Source organism: Saccharopolyspora erythraea NRRL 2338, assembly GCF_000062885.1.
GTDB classification, from domain to species: Bacteria; Actinomycetota; Actinomycetes; order Mycobacteriales; family Pseudonocardiaceae; genus Saccharopolyspora_D; species Saccharopolyspora_D erythraea.
In genome coordinates, this window is record NC_009142.1 from 5814756 (window position 1) to 5829787 (window position 15032).

12 protein-coding genes are annotated in these 15032 nt (G+C 71.6%); 6 read left to right on the forward strand and 6 right to left on the reverse strand.

What is annotated here, in order from left to right; translation table 11 throughout:
- Positions 1 to 103 precede the first annotated feature (103 nt).
- Both SACE_RS25105 and SACE_RS25110 read right to left on the reverse strand, forming a co-directional pair.
- Complete coding sequence (locus SACE_RS25105) at positions 104 to 1111, reverse strand: LacI family DNA-binding transcriptional regulator (RefSeq protein ID WP_009942412.1); 1008 nt, start codon at positions 1109 to 1111, stop codon at positions 104 to 106.
- 199 nt (positions 1112 to 1310) lie between these two features.
- Positions 1311 to 2273, reverse strand: coding sequence for a M28 family metallopeptidase (locus tag SACE_RS25110; protein ID WP_009942411.1), 963 nt, complete (start codon positions 2271 to 2273; stop codon positions 1311 to 1313).
- Between the two features lie 252 nt (positions 2274 to 2525).
- Between SACE_RS25110 and SACE_RS25115 the strand changes: the two genes are divergently transcribed.
- The 5 genes from SACE_RS25115 to SACE_RS25135 all read left to right on the forward strand — a co-directional run bounded on the left by SACE_RS25115 (position 2526) and on the right by SACE_RS25135 (position 10419).
- Positions 2526 to 3878 (forward strand): NupC/NupG family nucleoside CNT transporter, encoded by a 1353-nt coding sequence (locus tag SACE_RS25115; RefSeq protein ID WP_009942410.1) that lies wholly within the window; start codon positions 2526 to 2528, stop codon positions 3876 to 3878.
- A 99-nt stretch (positions 3879 to 3977) separates the two neighbouring features.
- Complete coding sequence (locus tag SACE_RS25120) at positions 3978 to 7274, forward strand: arabinosyltransferase domain-containing protein (protein WP_011874639.1); 3297 nt, start codon at positions 3978 to 3980, stop codon at positions 7272 to 7274.
- A 113-nt stretch (positions 7275 to 7387) separates the two neighbouring features.
- Positions 7388 to 8374, forward strand: a complete 987-nt coding sequence (locus SACE_RS25125; RefSeq protein WP_009942408.1) for a zinc-binding dehydrogenase — start codon at positions 7388 to 7390, stop codon at positions 8372 to 8374.
- A gap of 191 nt (positions 8375 to 8565) precedes the next feature.
- The gene (gene idi / locus SACE_RS25130; protein WP_009942407.1) at positions 8566 to 9150 is read left to right on the forward strand and encodes an isopentenyl-diphosphate Delta-isomerase; all 585 of its coding nucleotides are present in this window, start codon (positions 8566 to 8568) and stop codon (positions 9148 to 9150) included.
- A 162-nt stretch (positions 9151 to 9312) separates the two neighbouring features.
- Positions 9313 to 10419 (forward strand): polyprenyl synthetase family protein, encoded by a 1107-nt coding sequence (locus tag SACE_RS25135; protein ID WP_009942406.1) that lies wholly within the window; start codon positions 9313 to 9315, stop codon positions 10417 to 10419.
- Positions 10420 to 10656: 237 nt separating this feature from the next.
- Here the strand turns inward: SACE_RS25135 and SACE_RS25140 are convergent, their stop codons facing one another.
- Positions 10657 to 10989, reverse strand: coding sequence for a glyoxalase superfamily protein (locus SACE_RS25140; protein ID WP_009942405.1), 333 nt, complete (start codon positions 10987 to 10989; stop codon positions 10657 to 10659).
- A 177-nt stretch (positions 10990 to 11166) separates the two neighbouring features.
- Here SACE_RS25140 and SACE_RS25145 point away from each other — a divergent pair, with 177 nt between their 5' ends.
- The gene (locus SACE_RS25145; RefSeq protein WP_009942404.1) at positions 11167 to 11661 is read left to right on the forward strand and encodes a hotdog fold domain-containing protein; all 495 of its coding nucleotides are present in this window, start codon (positions 11167 to 11169) and stop codon (positions 11659 to 11661) included.
- Positions 11662 to 11896: 235 nt separating this feature from the next.
- Here the strand turns inward: SACE_RS25145 and SACE_RS25150 are convergent, their stop codons facing one another.
- From SACE_RS25150 to SACE_RS25160, 3 genes are all read right to left on the reverse strand, one after another.
- Positions 11897 to 13219: a GNAT family N-acetyltransferase gene (locus tag SACE_RS25150; RefSeq protein ID WP_009942403.1), complete on the reverse strand. Its 1323-nt coding sequence runs from the start codon at positions 13217 to 13219 to the stop codon at positions 11897 to 11899.
- 471 nt (positions 13220 to 13690) lie between these two features.
- Positions 13691 to 14332: a class II aldolase/adducin family protein gene (locus SACE_RS25155; protein ID WP_009942402.1), complete on the reverse strand. Its 642-nt coding sequence runs from the start codon at positions 14330 to 14332 to the stop codon at positions 13691 to 13693.
- A complete protein-coding gene (locus SACE_RS25160) occupies positions 14329 to 14820 on the reverse strand; it encodes a ribose-5-phosphate isomerase (protein ID WP_009942401.1) in 492 nt (163 codons plus the stop codon). The genes SACE_RS25155 and SACE_RS25160 overlap by 4 nt, the downstream gene beginning before the upstream one ends.
- Positions 14821 to 15032: the final 212 nt, after the last annotated feature.

Here is a 15032-nt window from a genome sequence, read left to right on the forward strand (position 1 = left end):
CCGTTCGTGAACGACTGGATGAAACGTTACAGGCACGTCGAGACGACGTTACGAGCCGCGTTGCCGCAGGACAAGGCCCGGAGCGGGGGAACGTGGCGCCGCGTCAGCCCTGGCGCGCGAGGGTCGAGCGCCGGACGACGAGCTCGGGGTCGAACACCACGCGCTGGTGGGTGTGGAAGTCGCCGGAGGTCTCGTCGAGCAGCAACTCGGCCGCGGTGCGGCCGATGCGGAACGCCGGCTGGCGCACCGAGGTCAGAGGGACCGCCGCGGCCGCCGCGAACTCGATGTCGTCGTATCCGACCAGCGCCATCTGCTCGGGCACCCGCACCCCGGCGGCGAACATGGCCTGCAGGACGCCCAGCGCGAGCAGGTCGTTGGCGCAGAACACCGCGGTCGGACGGGAACGGAGGCCCAGCAGCCGGGAACCGGCGTCGCGCCCGGAGACCACGTCCAGCGACGGCACTTCCAGCACCGACAGCGCCGAGTCGTCCAGCCCCGCCTCGCGAACCGCGTTGAGCGCGCCGGCGTGCCGGTCGCGGCACTGGTTCAGCCGCGACGGCCCGCTGATGTAGGCGATGCGGGTGTGCCCGGTCTCGATCAGGTGGCCGACGGCCAGTGCGCCGCCGGTGACGTCGTCGACCGACACCGAGCAACCGTCCTCGACGTCGAGCGTGCGGTCGACCAGCACGTGCGGGATGCCGTGCCTGCGGAAGGAGTCCAGGTTGTGCCCGGCCACGTCGGAGGGCGTCACCAGCACGCCGCGCACTCGCTGCTCGGCGAACAGCGACAGGTACAGCGCCTCGGCGTCCTCGTCCTGGCCGCTGTTGCACATCATCAGGCCGAGGTCCTGGGCGCGGGTGGCGTCCTCGACGCCGCGGGCGACGTCGACGAAGAACGGGTTGGCCATGTCCAGCACGAGCAGGGCGACCATCCGGCTGTGCCCGGTGCGCAGCTGGCGGGCCGACTCGCTGCGGACGTAGCCGAGCTCGTCGATGACCGACAGCACGCGGTCCCTGGTCGGCGCCGACACCCGGTCGGGCCGGTTGATGGAGTTGGAGACCGTGGCGACCGAGACCCCGGCCCGTTCGGCGACGTCCTTGATGCTCACCATCCCGCCGGGATGGTTGTTGCTCCCTGCTCGCATCGCACCGCCCTCTTGCCCGCACATCTTGCGGCAGAACAATAACCTATCGGATGTAAAACGATTCACGACAGATCCGGGCGGGTCACGGCACGGCAACCGGCGGGACACGTCGCGGGCAGCGCGAGGCCCGCGCGCCGACCTGTGGCGCGCGGGCCTCGATCCGGGGTCAGCGGGTCGGGGTCTGCTCCGCGAAGGTCTTCACCGCCGCCGAGATCACCTGCAGGTTGCGGTCCAGCGCCTCCTGGTTGACGTTGTCGACGGTGTCGCACGACGAGTGGTAGCAGGGGTCGTAGGCCTGGCCCGCCTGGCCGCCCCACTTGTCGGCCTGCTCCTGGGTCTTGGTGCCCTCGGCCCCGGTGAACGTGCCGCCCGCGGGGATGCCGACCTCGATGAACGGCCCGTAGTCGGAACGGCCGTCGAAGTCGGTGCCCTCGGTGGCCACGCCCGCCCCGCCGAAGGAGTCGTTGAGCGCCTTCTCGATCTGGGCCGACCCCTCCGGGCCGGGGCCGGCGCCCTCGTTGTCGGAGTCGTCGCCGTCGTAGGTGAAGTAGCCGGCGTTGGGCGAGCCCACCATGTCGAAGTTCAGGTACATCGCGATCTTGCCGCGGTCCTGTTCGGGCAGCGTCCGGACGTAGTGCGAGGAGCCGACCAGGCCCTCCTCCTCGGCGCCCCAGAACGCGAAGCGCAGCTTGTTCTTCGGCTGCGCGCCGCTGCCCGCGAAGTCCAGCGCGGCCTGCAGGATCGCCGCGCTGCCGGTGCCGTTGTCGTTGATGCCGGGGCCCTCGCTGACGCTGTCGAGGTGCGCGCCGACCATCACGACGTTGTTCGCGTCGCCGCCGGGGGTCTCGGCGAGCAGGTTGTAGGTCTTGCCCCCCATGGAGTCGAACTCCTGGAGGGTGGTGGCGAAGCCCGCCGCGTCGAGCTTGGCCTTCACGTAGTCGATAGAGGCCTGGTAGCCCGGGCTGCCGGAGGCGCGGTGGCCGCCGTTGGCCTCGGCGATCTTCTGCAGCTCTTGGAGGTGCTCCTGCACCGCGGCCGCGCCGGTGGCCGCCTGCGGCGACGCGCCGAGCGCCGGCGACGACGCGGGCAGGGCCAGCCCCGCCACCGCGGCCGCGGCGGTCACCGTCATTGCGAGAGGTCGATTCCGCATGCTCCGCCCATCTCCGTCTCGGTTCACTCTTTCGTGGCGGACGGAACGTAACGGCGCGCGATCAAACTCCGGCGTTTTTGACGGGAATTCGCCTTTCACGGTTTTCGAGAGATGCAGGTCACAGCGCTTTCCGTGAAAGAAGCCCGGTTGCGGCGGTGACCAGTCGGAATGCGAGCATCACCCGGACGAACTATTGCGTCGAGACGGGGTCGACTCCGCACCGCAACCGGTGTGCTCGACGAGGAAGGAAGGGGCGGCGTGCAGGTCCTGTGGGGAATCGGCGGCATGCTCGTGCTGCTGCTGATCGCGTTCGCGATGTCCACGAACCGCCGGGCGATCAAGCCGCGCACCGTGCTCGGCGCGCTGGCCATCCAGATCGTCTTCGCCTTCGCGGTGCTGCGCTGGGAGACGGGCAGGCAGACGCTGGCGGCCACCGCCGGCGGCGTGCAGCGGGTCATCGACTCCTCCAAGGAGGGCATCGACTTCCTGTTCGGGCCGATCCTGCCCGCGACGGGCACCGTCGTGGCCTTCCAGGTGCTGCCGCTGATCGTGTTCGTCGCGTCGCTGACCGCGGTGCTCTACCACCTCAACATCCTTCAGTGGGTGGTGCGCATCATCGGCGGCGGACTGCAGAAGGTGCTTGGCACCAGCAAGGCGGAGTCGCTCAACGCCACCGCCAACATCTTCCTCGGCCAGACCGAGTCGCCCCTGGTCATCCGCCCGTACCTGGCGCGGATGTCGGAGTCGGAGTTCTTCGCGGTGATGGTCGGCGGGCTGGCCACCGTGGCGGGAACCGTCATGGTCGGCTACGCCGCGCTCGGCGCCGACCTGCAGAACCTGATCGCAGCGAGCTTCATGGCCGCACCGGCCGCCCTGCTCATGGCCAAGATCATGAGGCCGGAGACCGAACCCACCTCCAGCGACCGCGCCACCGCGGTCGCCCAGGCCGCGGGCACCACGGCGACGGAGTCCACCGAGGACGGCGAGGCCGACGGTGACGACTCCGAGAAGGCGAGTGAGGCCGCCCGGACCGAGGAACCTGACGAGGCGCGGGGCGGGGACTACAAGCCGCGCAACGTCATCGACGCCGCGGCCAGCGGCGCGAGCGACGGCCTCAAGCTCGCGCTCAACGTCGGCGCGATGCTGTTCGCGTTCGTCTCGCTGGTGGCCCTGATCAACCTGTTCGTCGGACTGGTGGGCGGCTGGTTCGGGCTGCCGGACCTGACGCTGGAGCAGATCCTCGGCTACGTCTTCGCGCCCGTCATGTACATCACCGGCGTGCCGTGGCACGAGGCCGTCGCCGCGGGCGGGTTCCTCGGCCAGAAGCTGGTCATCAACGAGTTCGTGGCCTTCGCCGACTTCGGGCCGCAGACCGGGGCGTTCAGCGAGAAGAGCGCCACCATCATCACCTTCGCGCTGTGCGGTTTCGCCAACCTCGGTTCGCTGGCCATCCTGCTGGGCGGGCTGGGCGGCATGGTCCCCGCCCGCAGGCCGCTGATCGCCCGCTACGGCCTGCGCGCGATCGCGGCGGGCACGCTGGCCAACCTGCTCAGCGCGACCATCGCGGGCATCCTCGTCGCCTGACCGGCGCGCGCCGGGGCCTGTCCGCGGGCCTCGGCGCACTCGCCGAAGTCCCCCGTCGGGGCGATTGCAGGGTCCACCACCGATGGGAAGCCCGCGCATATGCTCGCCACCGTGCGTGATGGGGACGAGCTAGTACCCGGCGAACGAACCGCTCACGGCCAGGGAGTTTCGAGGCACTGGCTCGGACGCCTCGCGCCCGGCCGGCTGAAACTCCTCGCGGTGGTCTCCGGCGTGCTCGCCGCCGCGCTCTCGCTGGCGGTGCCGTTCCTGCCGGTGCACCACGACATCACCACCCTGAAGTGGCCGACCGCCCACGGCACCAAGCCGATTTCGGCGCCGCTGAGCGGGTACTCCCCGATCCGGCTCGACTTCGACGTGCCGTGCCGCACGGCGCTCGCACTCGACGCCCGCCACCCGGGTCCCGCCACGCTGGTCGCGACGAACTCGCCGTCGTCGCACTACGGCGCCCTCACCGGGATGACTCTGCAAGTCCACGAAGGACAGTTGAGCCTGCTCTCGCGCGGCCGCCAGCTCGGCAGCACCCCGATCGCCGGCGACTGCTCGATCGCGGTCCGCTCCGACGGCCGCGCCACCACCGCCGAGGCCGGCGGCAAGCCGTTCGCCCAGGCCGACGGCGACGCGCGCCCGCAGCTCACCGGCGTGTACTCCGACCTCGACGCCCGCGCCGACGACGTGCGCGAGGTGTCCTTCCGCGCCGAGGTCGACAACCGCTACCAGAGCCATGCGACCCCGCTCAAGACCGCCGCCATCGCGCTGGCCGTGCTGGCGTTCCTGGGCTCGCTGCTGGCCCTGCGCGGGATCGACGCCCGAGCGGCGCGGCGGCCCCGCAGGCTCACCGCCGCGGCCTGGTGGCGGCCCACCGCACGCGACGCCGCGGTGGCGGGAGCACTGGTGGTGTGGTGGCTGATCGGCGCGATGACCGCCGACGACGGCTACTTCCTCACCATGGCCCGGGCCCGCGAGGACCTCGGCTACGTCAGCGACTTCTACCGCTGGTTCGTGGTCGCCGTGGCACCGATGGGCTGGTTCATCGACGTCTACTCGCCATGGGTGCACGTCTCGACCTCAACGCCGTGGGTGCGGCTGCCCGCGCTGGTGATGGGCGTGGCGAGCTGGCTGCTCATCAGCAGGCAGGTGCTGCCCCGGCTCGGCAGGCAGGTCCGCACGAGCAGCGCGGCCGGGTGGGCGGCGGCGGCGGTTTTCCTGGCCTTCTGGATGCCCTACAACGGCGGCCTGCGCCCGGAGCCGGTCGTCGTGCTTTTCTCGCTGCTGGTGCTCTGCCTCGTCGAACGCGCGGTGGCCACCGGACGCCTGCTGCCCGCCGCGCTGGGACTGACGTGCGCGGCCCTGTCGGTGGGGGTCAACCCGCACGGCGTCGTGGCCGTGCTGCCGTTCGTGGCCGCCTTCAAGCCTCTGACGAACCTGCTGGCGCGGCGGGCGGCCACCTTCGGGTGGGCCCCGGTGCTGTCGCCGGTCGTGGCCTGCGGGCTCGTCGTGCTGACGCTGATGTTCGGCGACCAGACGCTGGGCTCGGCGGCCGACGCGACGAAGGTGCGCGGCGACCTGGGTCCGAGCCTGAAGTGGTTCCAGGAGCTCGCCCGCTACGACCTGCTGTTCAGCCCGACCGTCGACGGCTCGCTGACCCGCCGCTTCCCGGTGCTGCTGGTGCTGCTGTGCCTGGCGACCTGCCTGGTGGTGCTGCTGCGCCGCGGCCGCATCCGCGGCGCGGCGCTGGGGCCGAGCCGCAGGCTGCTGGCGGTGGCGGCGCTGTCGTTCGTCGCGCTCGCACTCACCCCGACCAAGCACACCCACCACTTCGGGGTCTTCGCCGCCGTGGGCGGAGCGCTGGCGGCGCTGACCGCGCTGGCCACCAGCACCACCGTGCTGCGCTCCCGCCGCAACCGCGCGGTTTTCTTCGCCGGTCTGATGCTGATCCTGGCCTTCGCCGCGACCGGACCGAACGCCTGGTTCTACGTTTCCGGCTGGGGCGTGCCGTGGTACGACAAGCCGCCGTCGGTCGGCGGCTACCGGCTGAGCACGCTCCTGCTCGTGGCCGCCGGGATCGCGCTGGTCGTGGCGTTCGCCGAGCACATGCGCATCGACCAGCACCGGCCGGAGGTGGTGCTGGAGAAGCGCAGCCGCGCCCTGCGGCTGGGCACCGCGCCGCTGTCGGTGATCTGCGCGCTGCTGATGGTCGGCGAGATCGCCACCTTCGGCAAGGTCATCCAGGAGCAGGGCGGCGGTTACAGCCTCGGCATGGACAACATCCGGCAGCTCACCGGATCCAGCTGCGGGCTCTCGGACTACGTCTACGTCGAGACAAACCCGCGCGCCGGCCTGCTGACGGTCTCCGCTGACCAGCCCACCGTCGCCACGCCGGGAACCCGGGTGCCGGGCCACGACCCCGATCGCGAAACCCCCGACCACTACCTCCGGGCCGCGATGCACGGCTTCGGCCGCGACGGCCTGCCCTCCGGCGACGGCACCGAACCCGGCGAACCGGACTGGCGGCCACCGGCGGCCTTCGGCGACGACCGGGCACCGGTCTGGGGCAGCTACGAGCCGACGGGCACCGGCACCGGCGAATTGCGCACCCAGTGGTACGACGTCCCGGACAGGGCGGCGGGCGGTGAGGTCCCGATCGTGCTGGCGCTCGGGGGACGGGAGCTCGGCGCGAACTCGGTGCACATCGAGTTCGGCCGCGAAACCGGCAGCGGCTTCGAGCTGATGCAGCGCTACCCCGTCGCGCAGCCGCCCGCTCCGCGCTGGCGCGACCACCGGGTCACCGTCGGCGGGCCGTCGCGGGGGGCGACCAAGATGCGCGTGGTCGCCCGGGACCAGGCACTCGGTCCCGACGGGTGGCTCGCGGTCAGCGCGCCGCGCGCACCGCAGCTGATCCGCATGACCGACGTCGTGGGCGACGCGCCGGCCTTCGTCGAGTGGCCCGCCGCGCTGCTGCACCCGTGCCTGCGCACCGCGCGGGTGCGCGACGGGATCGCCGAACTGCCGCGGTTCCGGGTTTCGGCCGGTGGCGAGCTGCGCGGCGTCGGCCAGGGCTGGTCGTCCCCGGACGCGGGCGGCCCCTTCGGCTGGCTCAACGTCGCGGCCAGCGTGCGCGAGCTGCCCACCTACCTGCGCAACGACATCCGGCGCGACTGGGGTTCGCTGTACGCGGTCGACCCGTACACGCCGGAGGCGCTGCCCGCCCAGACCGCGATGGACGTGCGAACCGAGACCCACTGGGGCAGGTGGTCGCCCGGCCCCCTGCCCAGGACGCTGCGGCTGCCCGGCGACGTCCCGGACTCGCGCGACCGCACCGACGTCCCGCGCTTCGAGGAGACCGTCGACCAGCAGGTGAGCGCCGGGGCCCCGTAGGCCTCTTCCGGCTCGGTGCTCCGTGATCAGCGCCACGGCCCGCCGGTCGTTGACCTCCACCTAACTCCAACTCCTAGGTTCGGTTCCGATCGCACGAGAAACCTGGAGCCGACATGCACGCCATCCGCCAGCACGCCTTCGGGCCCGCCGAGAACCTCCGCTACGAGGAGGTCGCCGATCCGCACCCCGGACCCGGTCAGGTGCGGATCGCGGTCGCGGCCGCTGGCGTCCACCTGGTCGACACGATGATCCGCCAGGGCGTCCAGGGTGGACCGTTCCCGCGGCCCGAGCTGCCGATGACCCCGGGCCGCGAGGTGGCGGGCGTGGTCGACGAGATCGGCGCCGATGTCGACCCGGTCTGGCTGGGACGCCGGGTCGTCACCCACCTCGGCATGGCCGGCGGCGGCTACGCCGAGCTCGCCGTCCGGGAGGTCGAGTCGCTGCACGTGCTGCCGGAAGACGTCGGTTTCGAGGCCGCCGTCGCGATGATCGGCACCGGGCGCACCACGATGGCGATCCTGCGCATCGCGGGCATGACACCCGACGACGACGTCGTGGTGGTGACCTCCGCCGCGGGCGGCATCGGCAACCTGCTGGTGCAGCGAGGCCGAACCGTCGGGGCGACCGTCGTCGGCGCGGCGGGCAGCGCGGCGAAGGTCGAGAAGGTCCGCGCCCTCGGGGCCGCCGTCGCGGTCGACTACACCACACCGGACTGGACGACGGCCGTCCGCGACCAGCTCGGCGGCCGGGAGGCCACCCTGGTGCTCGACGGCGCTGGCGGCCGGTACGGCAGGGAGGCGTTCGACCTCCTCGGCAGCGGCGGCCGCATCGTCATGTACGGCCGCCCGTTCGGGCCCGAGCACCGCTTCACCTCCGAGGACCTGTTCGACCGCGCACTCAGTGCGACCGTCGGACTCGGGCCCAACCTGCTCAAGACCCCCGGCGGGCTGCGGGCGCTCGAAGAGGAGTCGATGACGGCGCTGGCCGGGGGCGGGCTCACCCCTTTGGTGCACGCCCCCTTCCCGCTCGCCGAGGCCGCGGCCGCCCACACCGCCCTGGAAAATCGTCGGTCCTACGGCAAGGTCGTGCTCGAACCATGACCGGTTCTCATTTTTGCTGAGTATTATTCGGAAATGACCGAACGCACTAGCGGTAGCTGACCCGCCCAGCCCATCGGTCGATCCACTCGACGGCTGCCTGCCAATAGAGTGGGGCCCCATCGGACATCCAACGCCGATTCGGCCCGCTCGTCCGCACCGGCCGACCAGGCGACGGCAGGAAGGCGAATTCCTTGGAACAGGTGGTTCTGCTCAACGATTCCGGCCAGGCGATAGGGGTGACGGACAAGGCGACCGTGCACCACCTCGACACCCCGCTGCACCTGGCCTTCTCGTGCTACGTCTTCAACGGGCGCGGCCAGTTGCTGCTCACCCAGCGCGCGCACGAGAAGCGCACCTGGCCGGGTGTCTGGACGAACACCTGCTGCGGGCACCCCGCCCCGCAGGAGGCGATGCCCGAGGCCATCACCCGGCGGCTCGGCGAGGAACTCGGCCTGACCGTGCGCGACCTGACCCTGGTGCTGCCCCGGTTCCGCTACCGCGCCGTGATGGGCAACGGCGTCGTGGAGAACGAGATCTGCCCGGTCTTCGCCGCGTTCACCGACGACGAGCCGGCGCCCAACCGCGAGGAGGTCGCCGGCACCGCGTGGGCGGACTGGAGCGGCTTCAGCGCCGAGGTCCTGGCCGGCACGACCGACATCTCGCCCTGGTGCCGTCAGCAGGTCGCCGAGCTCGTCGAACTGGGCGCCAACCCGGCCGAGTGGCCGGCCGCAGACCCCGCGGACCTCCCGGACGCCGCGGTGATCGCCGCCGGCTAGCGGCCCCGGGGACGTTCGCAGCATTCGGCCTCGGCCGAAAGTACGAGACCACCCGGTCCGCCGATGACCTATCGGCGGACCGGTGCGGGCCGCTTCGGCCGATCCCGGAACCGTTCGGCGCACCTACGTTGGCAGGTGTACGAACGAGTCCGAGGAGCCGCCATGACCGCCACCTGCTCACCGCCCGCGAACCCGATCGACGCCGACGGCCTGCGCGACCGCGTCGACGCCGCGCTCGGGAACTTCCTCGACGAGCAGGAGGAGCGGTTCGACGACCTCATCAGCGACCCGCAGAGCCGGTCCCAGTGGCGGGCCGCGACGCAGTCGCTGCGCGGATTCCTGGCCGGGGGCAAGCGGATCCGGCCCGCGTTCTGCTACTGGGGCTGGCGCGGCGCGGGCGGCGGCGCCGACGACGAGGGCGTCATCGGTGCGGCCGCCGCGCTGGAGCTGCTGCACTCCTTCGCGCTGGTGCACGACGACATCATCGACGCCAGCGACACCCGCCGGGGCGCGCCGTCGCTGCACCGCCAGCACGCCGAGCTGCACCGGCGGTCCGGCGGGCGCGGGTCCTCCGAGCTGTTCGGCACCTCCATCGCGCTGCTGCTCGGCGACCTGTGCCTGGCCTGGTTCCACGACATGCTCGCCACCAGCGGCCTGCCCGCCGAGCGGATCCGCGAGGCGCGCCCACTGGTGGCGCACAGCCTCACCGAGCTGGTCCTCGGCCAGTACCTCGACGTCGCCGAGCAGGCGTGCTCGCGGCACTCGGTCAGCCGCTCCTACACGGTGATCCACTACAAGACGGCCAAGTACACCATCGAACGCCCGCTGCACCTGGGCGGCGTGCTCGCCGGGGCGTCACCGGCGCTGCTCGGCTCCTACACCGCCTACGCGATGCCGCTCGGCGAGGCGTTCCAGCTCCGCGACGACGTGCTGGGCGCCTTCGGCGACCCCGCGGTGACCGGCAAGCCGGTCGCCGACGACCTGCGCACCCGCAAGGCGACCGTGCTGCTGGCGACCGCGCGGGAGCGCGCGAGCGCCGCGCAGGAGGCCGAGATCGACCGGCTGTTCACCGGCGCCGACCTCGACGACGCCCAGACGACGCGCTTGCAGGACCTGGTCGTGGAAACCGGCGCGCTCGCCGAGTGCGAGCGGCTCATAGACAGGCGGGTGGACGCCGCGGCGGCGGCGCTGGGCGCGATGCCGGTCGGCGACGACGTGCGCGCCGTGCTGGCGAGCCTGATCCGCGCCACGACCGACCGCGCGCGGTGACCTGCCGGCGCCGCTGCCCTCAGTCGCGACCGCCCGGGTCCGGACCGCTGGGCGCGCGGGCCTCCCGGCACCGGACCGCTGGCCGCTCGGCGGTGAGTCGCTTCCCCTCTGCTCTGGTCGCGGGGTCGCTTCCCTTCTGCCGCCGGTCGCGGGGCGCTGAACCGCTTCCAGCCGTGTGGGCGCCTACGCCTCACCGGACCACCGGCCGCGGGAGTCCCGAGCGGTCGCCGCCCGGGCTCAGCCCACCGGCGTCCCGATCCGCAGCCGGTTGCCGTCGGGATCGCGCAGCTCGATCTCCCGCGCCCACGGCGCGTCCTCCGGCGTCATGCCGAACTCGGCGGCGATCGCGTCGACGTCGCGTACCCGCAGGTAGACCAGCGTGTCGGGTTGCGCGTCGCCCTCGTGCTCGGAGAGGAAGATCCGCACGTCCCCGCGCGCGATCTCGACGAAGGCCGGCAGGCCGGGCTCGAACCGGTGCTCCCACTGGGCGGTGAACCCCAGCAGCTCGTACCACTTCAGGGCCACGTCGACCTCTTCAACCCGCAGGATCGGGATGACGTCCTCATCCATCCGGACATCGTGGCACCCCGTCCCGCGCGCTGCCAGAGCCCATCCCTCGCCGCCACCACGCCCGGCAGCGGCGCCGGAGGGCTCCCGCGGTTGACCCGCATGCGCCCGCGAGCGTAAGTTACCCACCGGTAACACCCTGGGCGGCCGACGCCGCCCCGCGAGACGAGGAATCCGGCGATGGCCTCCACTGGAAAGACACTGGCGCTGTGGCAGAAGACGACCAAGCTGCCGCTGGGCACCCGGATCTTCTCCTGGGGCGTGTGCCTGCGGGCCCCCTACTTCCGCACGATCCGGCCGCACATCACCGAGCTGCGCCCCGGCTTCTGCGAAGTCCGCGCCGCCAACCGCAGGCGCGTGCACAACCACATCGGCACCTTCCACGCCATCGCGGCGTGCAACATGGCCGAGGTCGCGGCGGGCGTCATGACCGACGCCAGCATCCCCACCACGCACCGCTGGATCCCGACCGGCATGAGCGTCAGCTACATCGCCAAGGCGGCCACCGACCTGCGCGCCGTTGCCGAGCTCGACCCGCTGCCGGACGCCGGCGACACCGCCCGCGACTGGGTCGTGCCGGTGCGGATCCTCGACACCTCCGGCACCCTCGTGGTCTCGGCCGACATCACGATGCGCGTCTCACCCAAGAAGAAGCAGGTCGCCGCGGCGTCCTGAGCAGCGCCGGGCCAGGAGGTCGGCCCCGGCACAGCCCGCAGGCCGTCGGCTTGGCTCTGTTTTACAAACGGCGGCGCCGCTTGCGGTGTGGGACTCAGCCCGACCACCCGCCCGTCTCCTCGCGAGGACGACTTCGACGCCGCGTTGGACATACGTCAGTCGAAGATCCCGGAGCGAGAAAGCGACTGAGGTTCCGCCAAGCGACCCACTACGCAAGCCACCTCCGAAACACGTCCTAGGCGACGGCCGGGGCGGTCGCCTTCATCCAGCACCATTCGCCCGGCTCGGGCGCGCCGACGAGCTTGAGCCCGGCCTTGCGCAGCGTCCTGGCGATGGCGGTGTTGTCCACGTGCGTGTGCGCGCTGAGCGTGGCGATACCAAGCGCCTGCGCCTCCTCGACGAGCCGGGCCGCGAGCACCGACCCGACGCCCCTGCGCTGCCAGTCGTCGCGCACCAGCAGCGCGATCTCCCCGATGTCGCCGTCGTACATCAGGTTGCCCATCGCGACGACTTCCCCCGTGGGCGCCAGCGCCAGCACCGCCCGGCCAAGCGCCGGGGTGAGCAGCCGCTGCAACCCCTTCTCCCCGGACGGCCCCGGGCTGAAGTAGCGGCGGTACCGGGCGGCGGCGGAGCACCGCTCGTGGAACTCCGACACCATCGGCAGATCGTCCTGGTCGGCCACCCGCAACGTCAGCTCGGCGCCGTTGACGCCGACCTGCTGGGTGTCGCGACGCATCCGCCCGCGGCAGTCCTCCGCCAGCTCGGCCATCGCCCGCGCCCGCGCGTACTCGGCGGGCGTGAAGGAGCTGCCGGAGCGCTCCAGCACGAGCGTTCCCCCGCCGGGTGCGGCCAGCCGGATCGTCGTCCCGCCCAGTCCCTCCGCACCGGGCGCGAGGGCGTCCTCCTGCCACTGGACTCCGATGTCACCGAGCACACCGCGAAGCACCCTGACCAGCTCGGACCTGCCGTTGACCAGGTCCTTGGCCAGGTTCAGCGTGCGTGTGGGCACGTCGTCGAGCTCGCGGACGTCAGCCTGCGTCGCCGTCGCGTCCCGCCCGCCGGCCCCGGCGACCGCCGCGATCAGCTCGGCCTCGGTGACCCTGGCAGGGACGTGCAACAGGACCTCGTCGACCGCGCCGTCGACCGTGGGATGTACGTGCACCGTGCGGATGTTGCCGCCGAGCGCGGCCAGCCCGGCGGCCAGTCGCGCCAGCCGTCCCGGGCTGTCGGTGACCGACGCGCGCAGCCGCCACAGCCTGCGCGAGCGGTCTTGGACGTCGTCGAAGTCGGCCCCGTCGGCGGGTGCCGGTGGTGCTTCGACGGAACGCCGTCGGTGCTTCCACAACCGGCGCCCCACGACCGCGAGGACGATCAGACCGCTCAAAGCGATCAGCGCGTAGGAGCCGCTGGAGTGGCTTTGCATGCCGGCGACGAACAGGTGCGCCGTGCCTGCCGCAAGGAAAAGCGCCGCGAGCTCGACCAGTTCGCGCGTCCAGTCCCCCCTGCCACGCCTGGCCGAGCCGGGGTCGGTTCCGTGCGAGTTCTCGGTGGGAGTCATGCGCCCCATCATGGGGACCGCGTATTTCGGCGGGTTGGCCTGCGATGACGTGGCTGTAAAGTGCGCCGCTTCACACGTTCGCGCGACCGTTCGCCGCGGCCGTCCCGACGCCGGCTCGGCTGGCGCCGTGCTTCACCTGATCAAGCGATGACAAACAGGCGTTCGACGCGGCATCGTGGATTCATGACCACCTCCACGACTCATCAGTTCGCCACATTTCGCTTCCACAGCAGGGAATTCCCACCCCAACGTCCTAACTGGAGTTTCGCCATGCCCGAGACAACGCTCCTACCACGACGAAACACTTCCCCGACGCGCTCCGCAGGTCACTACCCGAGCACGGAAGAACTCACATCCCTAGTAGGAATGCAACGATGCCTGGCGGACAACAACCTCCGGTTTCCGCCAGGCACCTTCGAAAACCGGCATCCCGATCGACATCGGGATGCCGCACCGCGCGGCACGCCACCGTCAGCGGGAGGACTGCCCGTAGGTCGAGAACCGCTTGGCCGCGCTGGCGAGTTCGGCGTCGTCCAGCAACCTCGGCGTGCCCACCTGCGCCGCGGTCAACCAGAGCTGGCACAGCCACTCCAGTTGCCGCGCCCGGTTGTAGGCCTGCGCCAGGGTCTTGCCGATCGTGACCGTGCCGTGGTTGCGCAGGATGCAGCCGGCACGGCCCTCGAGCGCCTCCGACATCGTCTCGGCCAACCGGTCGCTGCCGAACGTCGCGTAGTCCGCCACCACGACGCTGCCGCCGAAGTCGGCGAGCTGGTAGTGCACCGCGGGCACGTCGTCGCGCAGCAGGGAGAGCGCCGTCGCGTACAGGGAATGGGTGTGCACCACGGCCTGGGCGTCGTGCTCCCGGTAGGCGGTGAGGTGCATCGGCAGCTCCGAGGTCGGGCTCAGCGAGCCCGACACCACGGTGCCGTCGAGGTCCACCAGCGGGATGCCGTCCACGACGAGGTCGTCGTAGTCGACGCCCGATGGCGTCACCGCGACGAGGTCACCGCAGCGGACCGACACGTTGCCCGACGTGCCGACGACGAGGCCGTCGGCGGTCATCCTCCGGGCGATGTCGATGACTTCCCGGCGCTGGGCGTCGAACTCGTTCAACACGCCACTCCTGATGAGTCCGATGTGGACTCGTACGAACCGATCGCGGCGACCTTCTCCGCCGAGGCCGAGGTCTCGTCGAAGCGGTGGTCCAACCACTGCGAGGCCAGCGTCCGGGCGAGTTCGAGACCGATCACCCGCTCACCGAAGCACAATACCTGGGCGTTGTTGCTCAGCACCGAGCGTTGCACCGAGTAGCTGTCGTGCGCGGTCACGGCGCGAATGCCGGGAACCTTGTTCGCGCTGATGGCCACTCCGAGCCCGGTCCCGCACACCAGCAGCGCCCGATCGGCCTTGCCCTCGGCGACCATCCGCGCGGCGTTCACGGCGACGTGCGGGTACGCGGTGTGCTCATCGGAACCGACCCCGACGTCGACCACCTCGGCGACCCGCTCGTCGTTCTCCAAGTCCTTCTTCAGCGCGTCCTTGTACGCCAGTCCGGCGTCGTCGGAACCGACGACGATCCTCCAGGGAGTCTGATCAGTCATGCTCGCAGTCCTCGTATCACGTCTTGTCCTGTGTCCTGGTTCCGCTGCCGGTCAACGGAAAGCAGCCCAGCCGCACGTCACGTGTGAAGGTCCCGTCCGATCGGCTCGACGTGACGAGCCCGCTCAGCCGCGCCAACCCGCCACCGACCCGCCGGCACGGTGCGGTCGCCCTTCTCGACGCGACAGCGCGCCGGAGCCGTCCGATCCGGCGC

What these genes read in the sequence shown, in the direction of transcription:
- SACE_RS25105 (WP_009942412.1), bottom strand. Translation starts at nt 1,111, where the DNA reads ATGGTGAGCATCAAGGACGTCGCCGAACGGGCCGGGGTCTCGGTCGCC.
- SACE_RS25110 (WP_009942411.1), bottom strand. Translation starts at nt 2,273, where the DNA reads ATGACGGTGACCGCCGCGGCCGCGGTGGCGGGGCTGGCCCTGCCCGCG.
- SACE_RS25120 (WP_011874639.1), top strand. Translation starts at nt 3,978, where the DNA reads ATGCTCGCCACCGTGCGTGATGGGGACGAGCTAGTACCCGGCGAACGA.
- SACE_RS25125 (WP_009942408.1), top strand. Translation starts at nt 7,388, where the DNA reads ATGCACGCCATCCGCCAGCACGCCTTCGGGCCCGCCGAGAACCTCCGC.
- SACE_RS25135 (WP_009942406.1), top strand. Translation starts at nt 9,313, where the DNA reads ATGACCGCCACCTGCTCACCGCCCGCGAACCCGATCGACGCCGACGGC.
- SACE_RS25140 (WP_009942405.1), bottom strand. Translation starts at nt 10,989, where the DNA reads ATGGATGAGGACGTCATCCCGATCCTGCGGGTTGAAGAGGTCGACGTG.
- SACE_RS25145 (WP_009942404.1), top strand. Translation starts at nt 11,167, where the DNA reads ATGGCCTCCACTGGAAAGACACTGGCGCTGTGGCAGAAGACGACCAAG.
- SACE_RS25150 (WP_009942403.1), bottom strand. Translation starts at nt 13,219, where the DNA reads ATGACTCCCACCGAGAACTCGCACGGAACCGACCCCGGCTCGGCCAGG.
- SACE_RS25160 (WP_009942401.1), bottom strand. Translation starts at nt 14,820, where the DNA reads ATGACTGATCAGACTCCCTGGAGGATCGTCGTCGGTTCCGACGACGCC.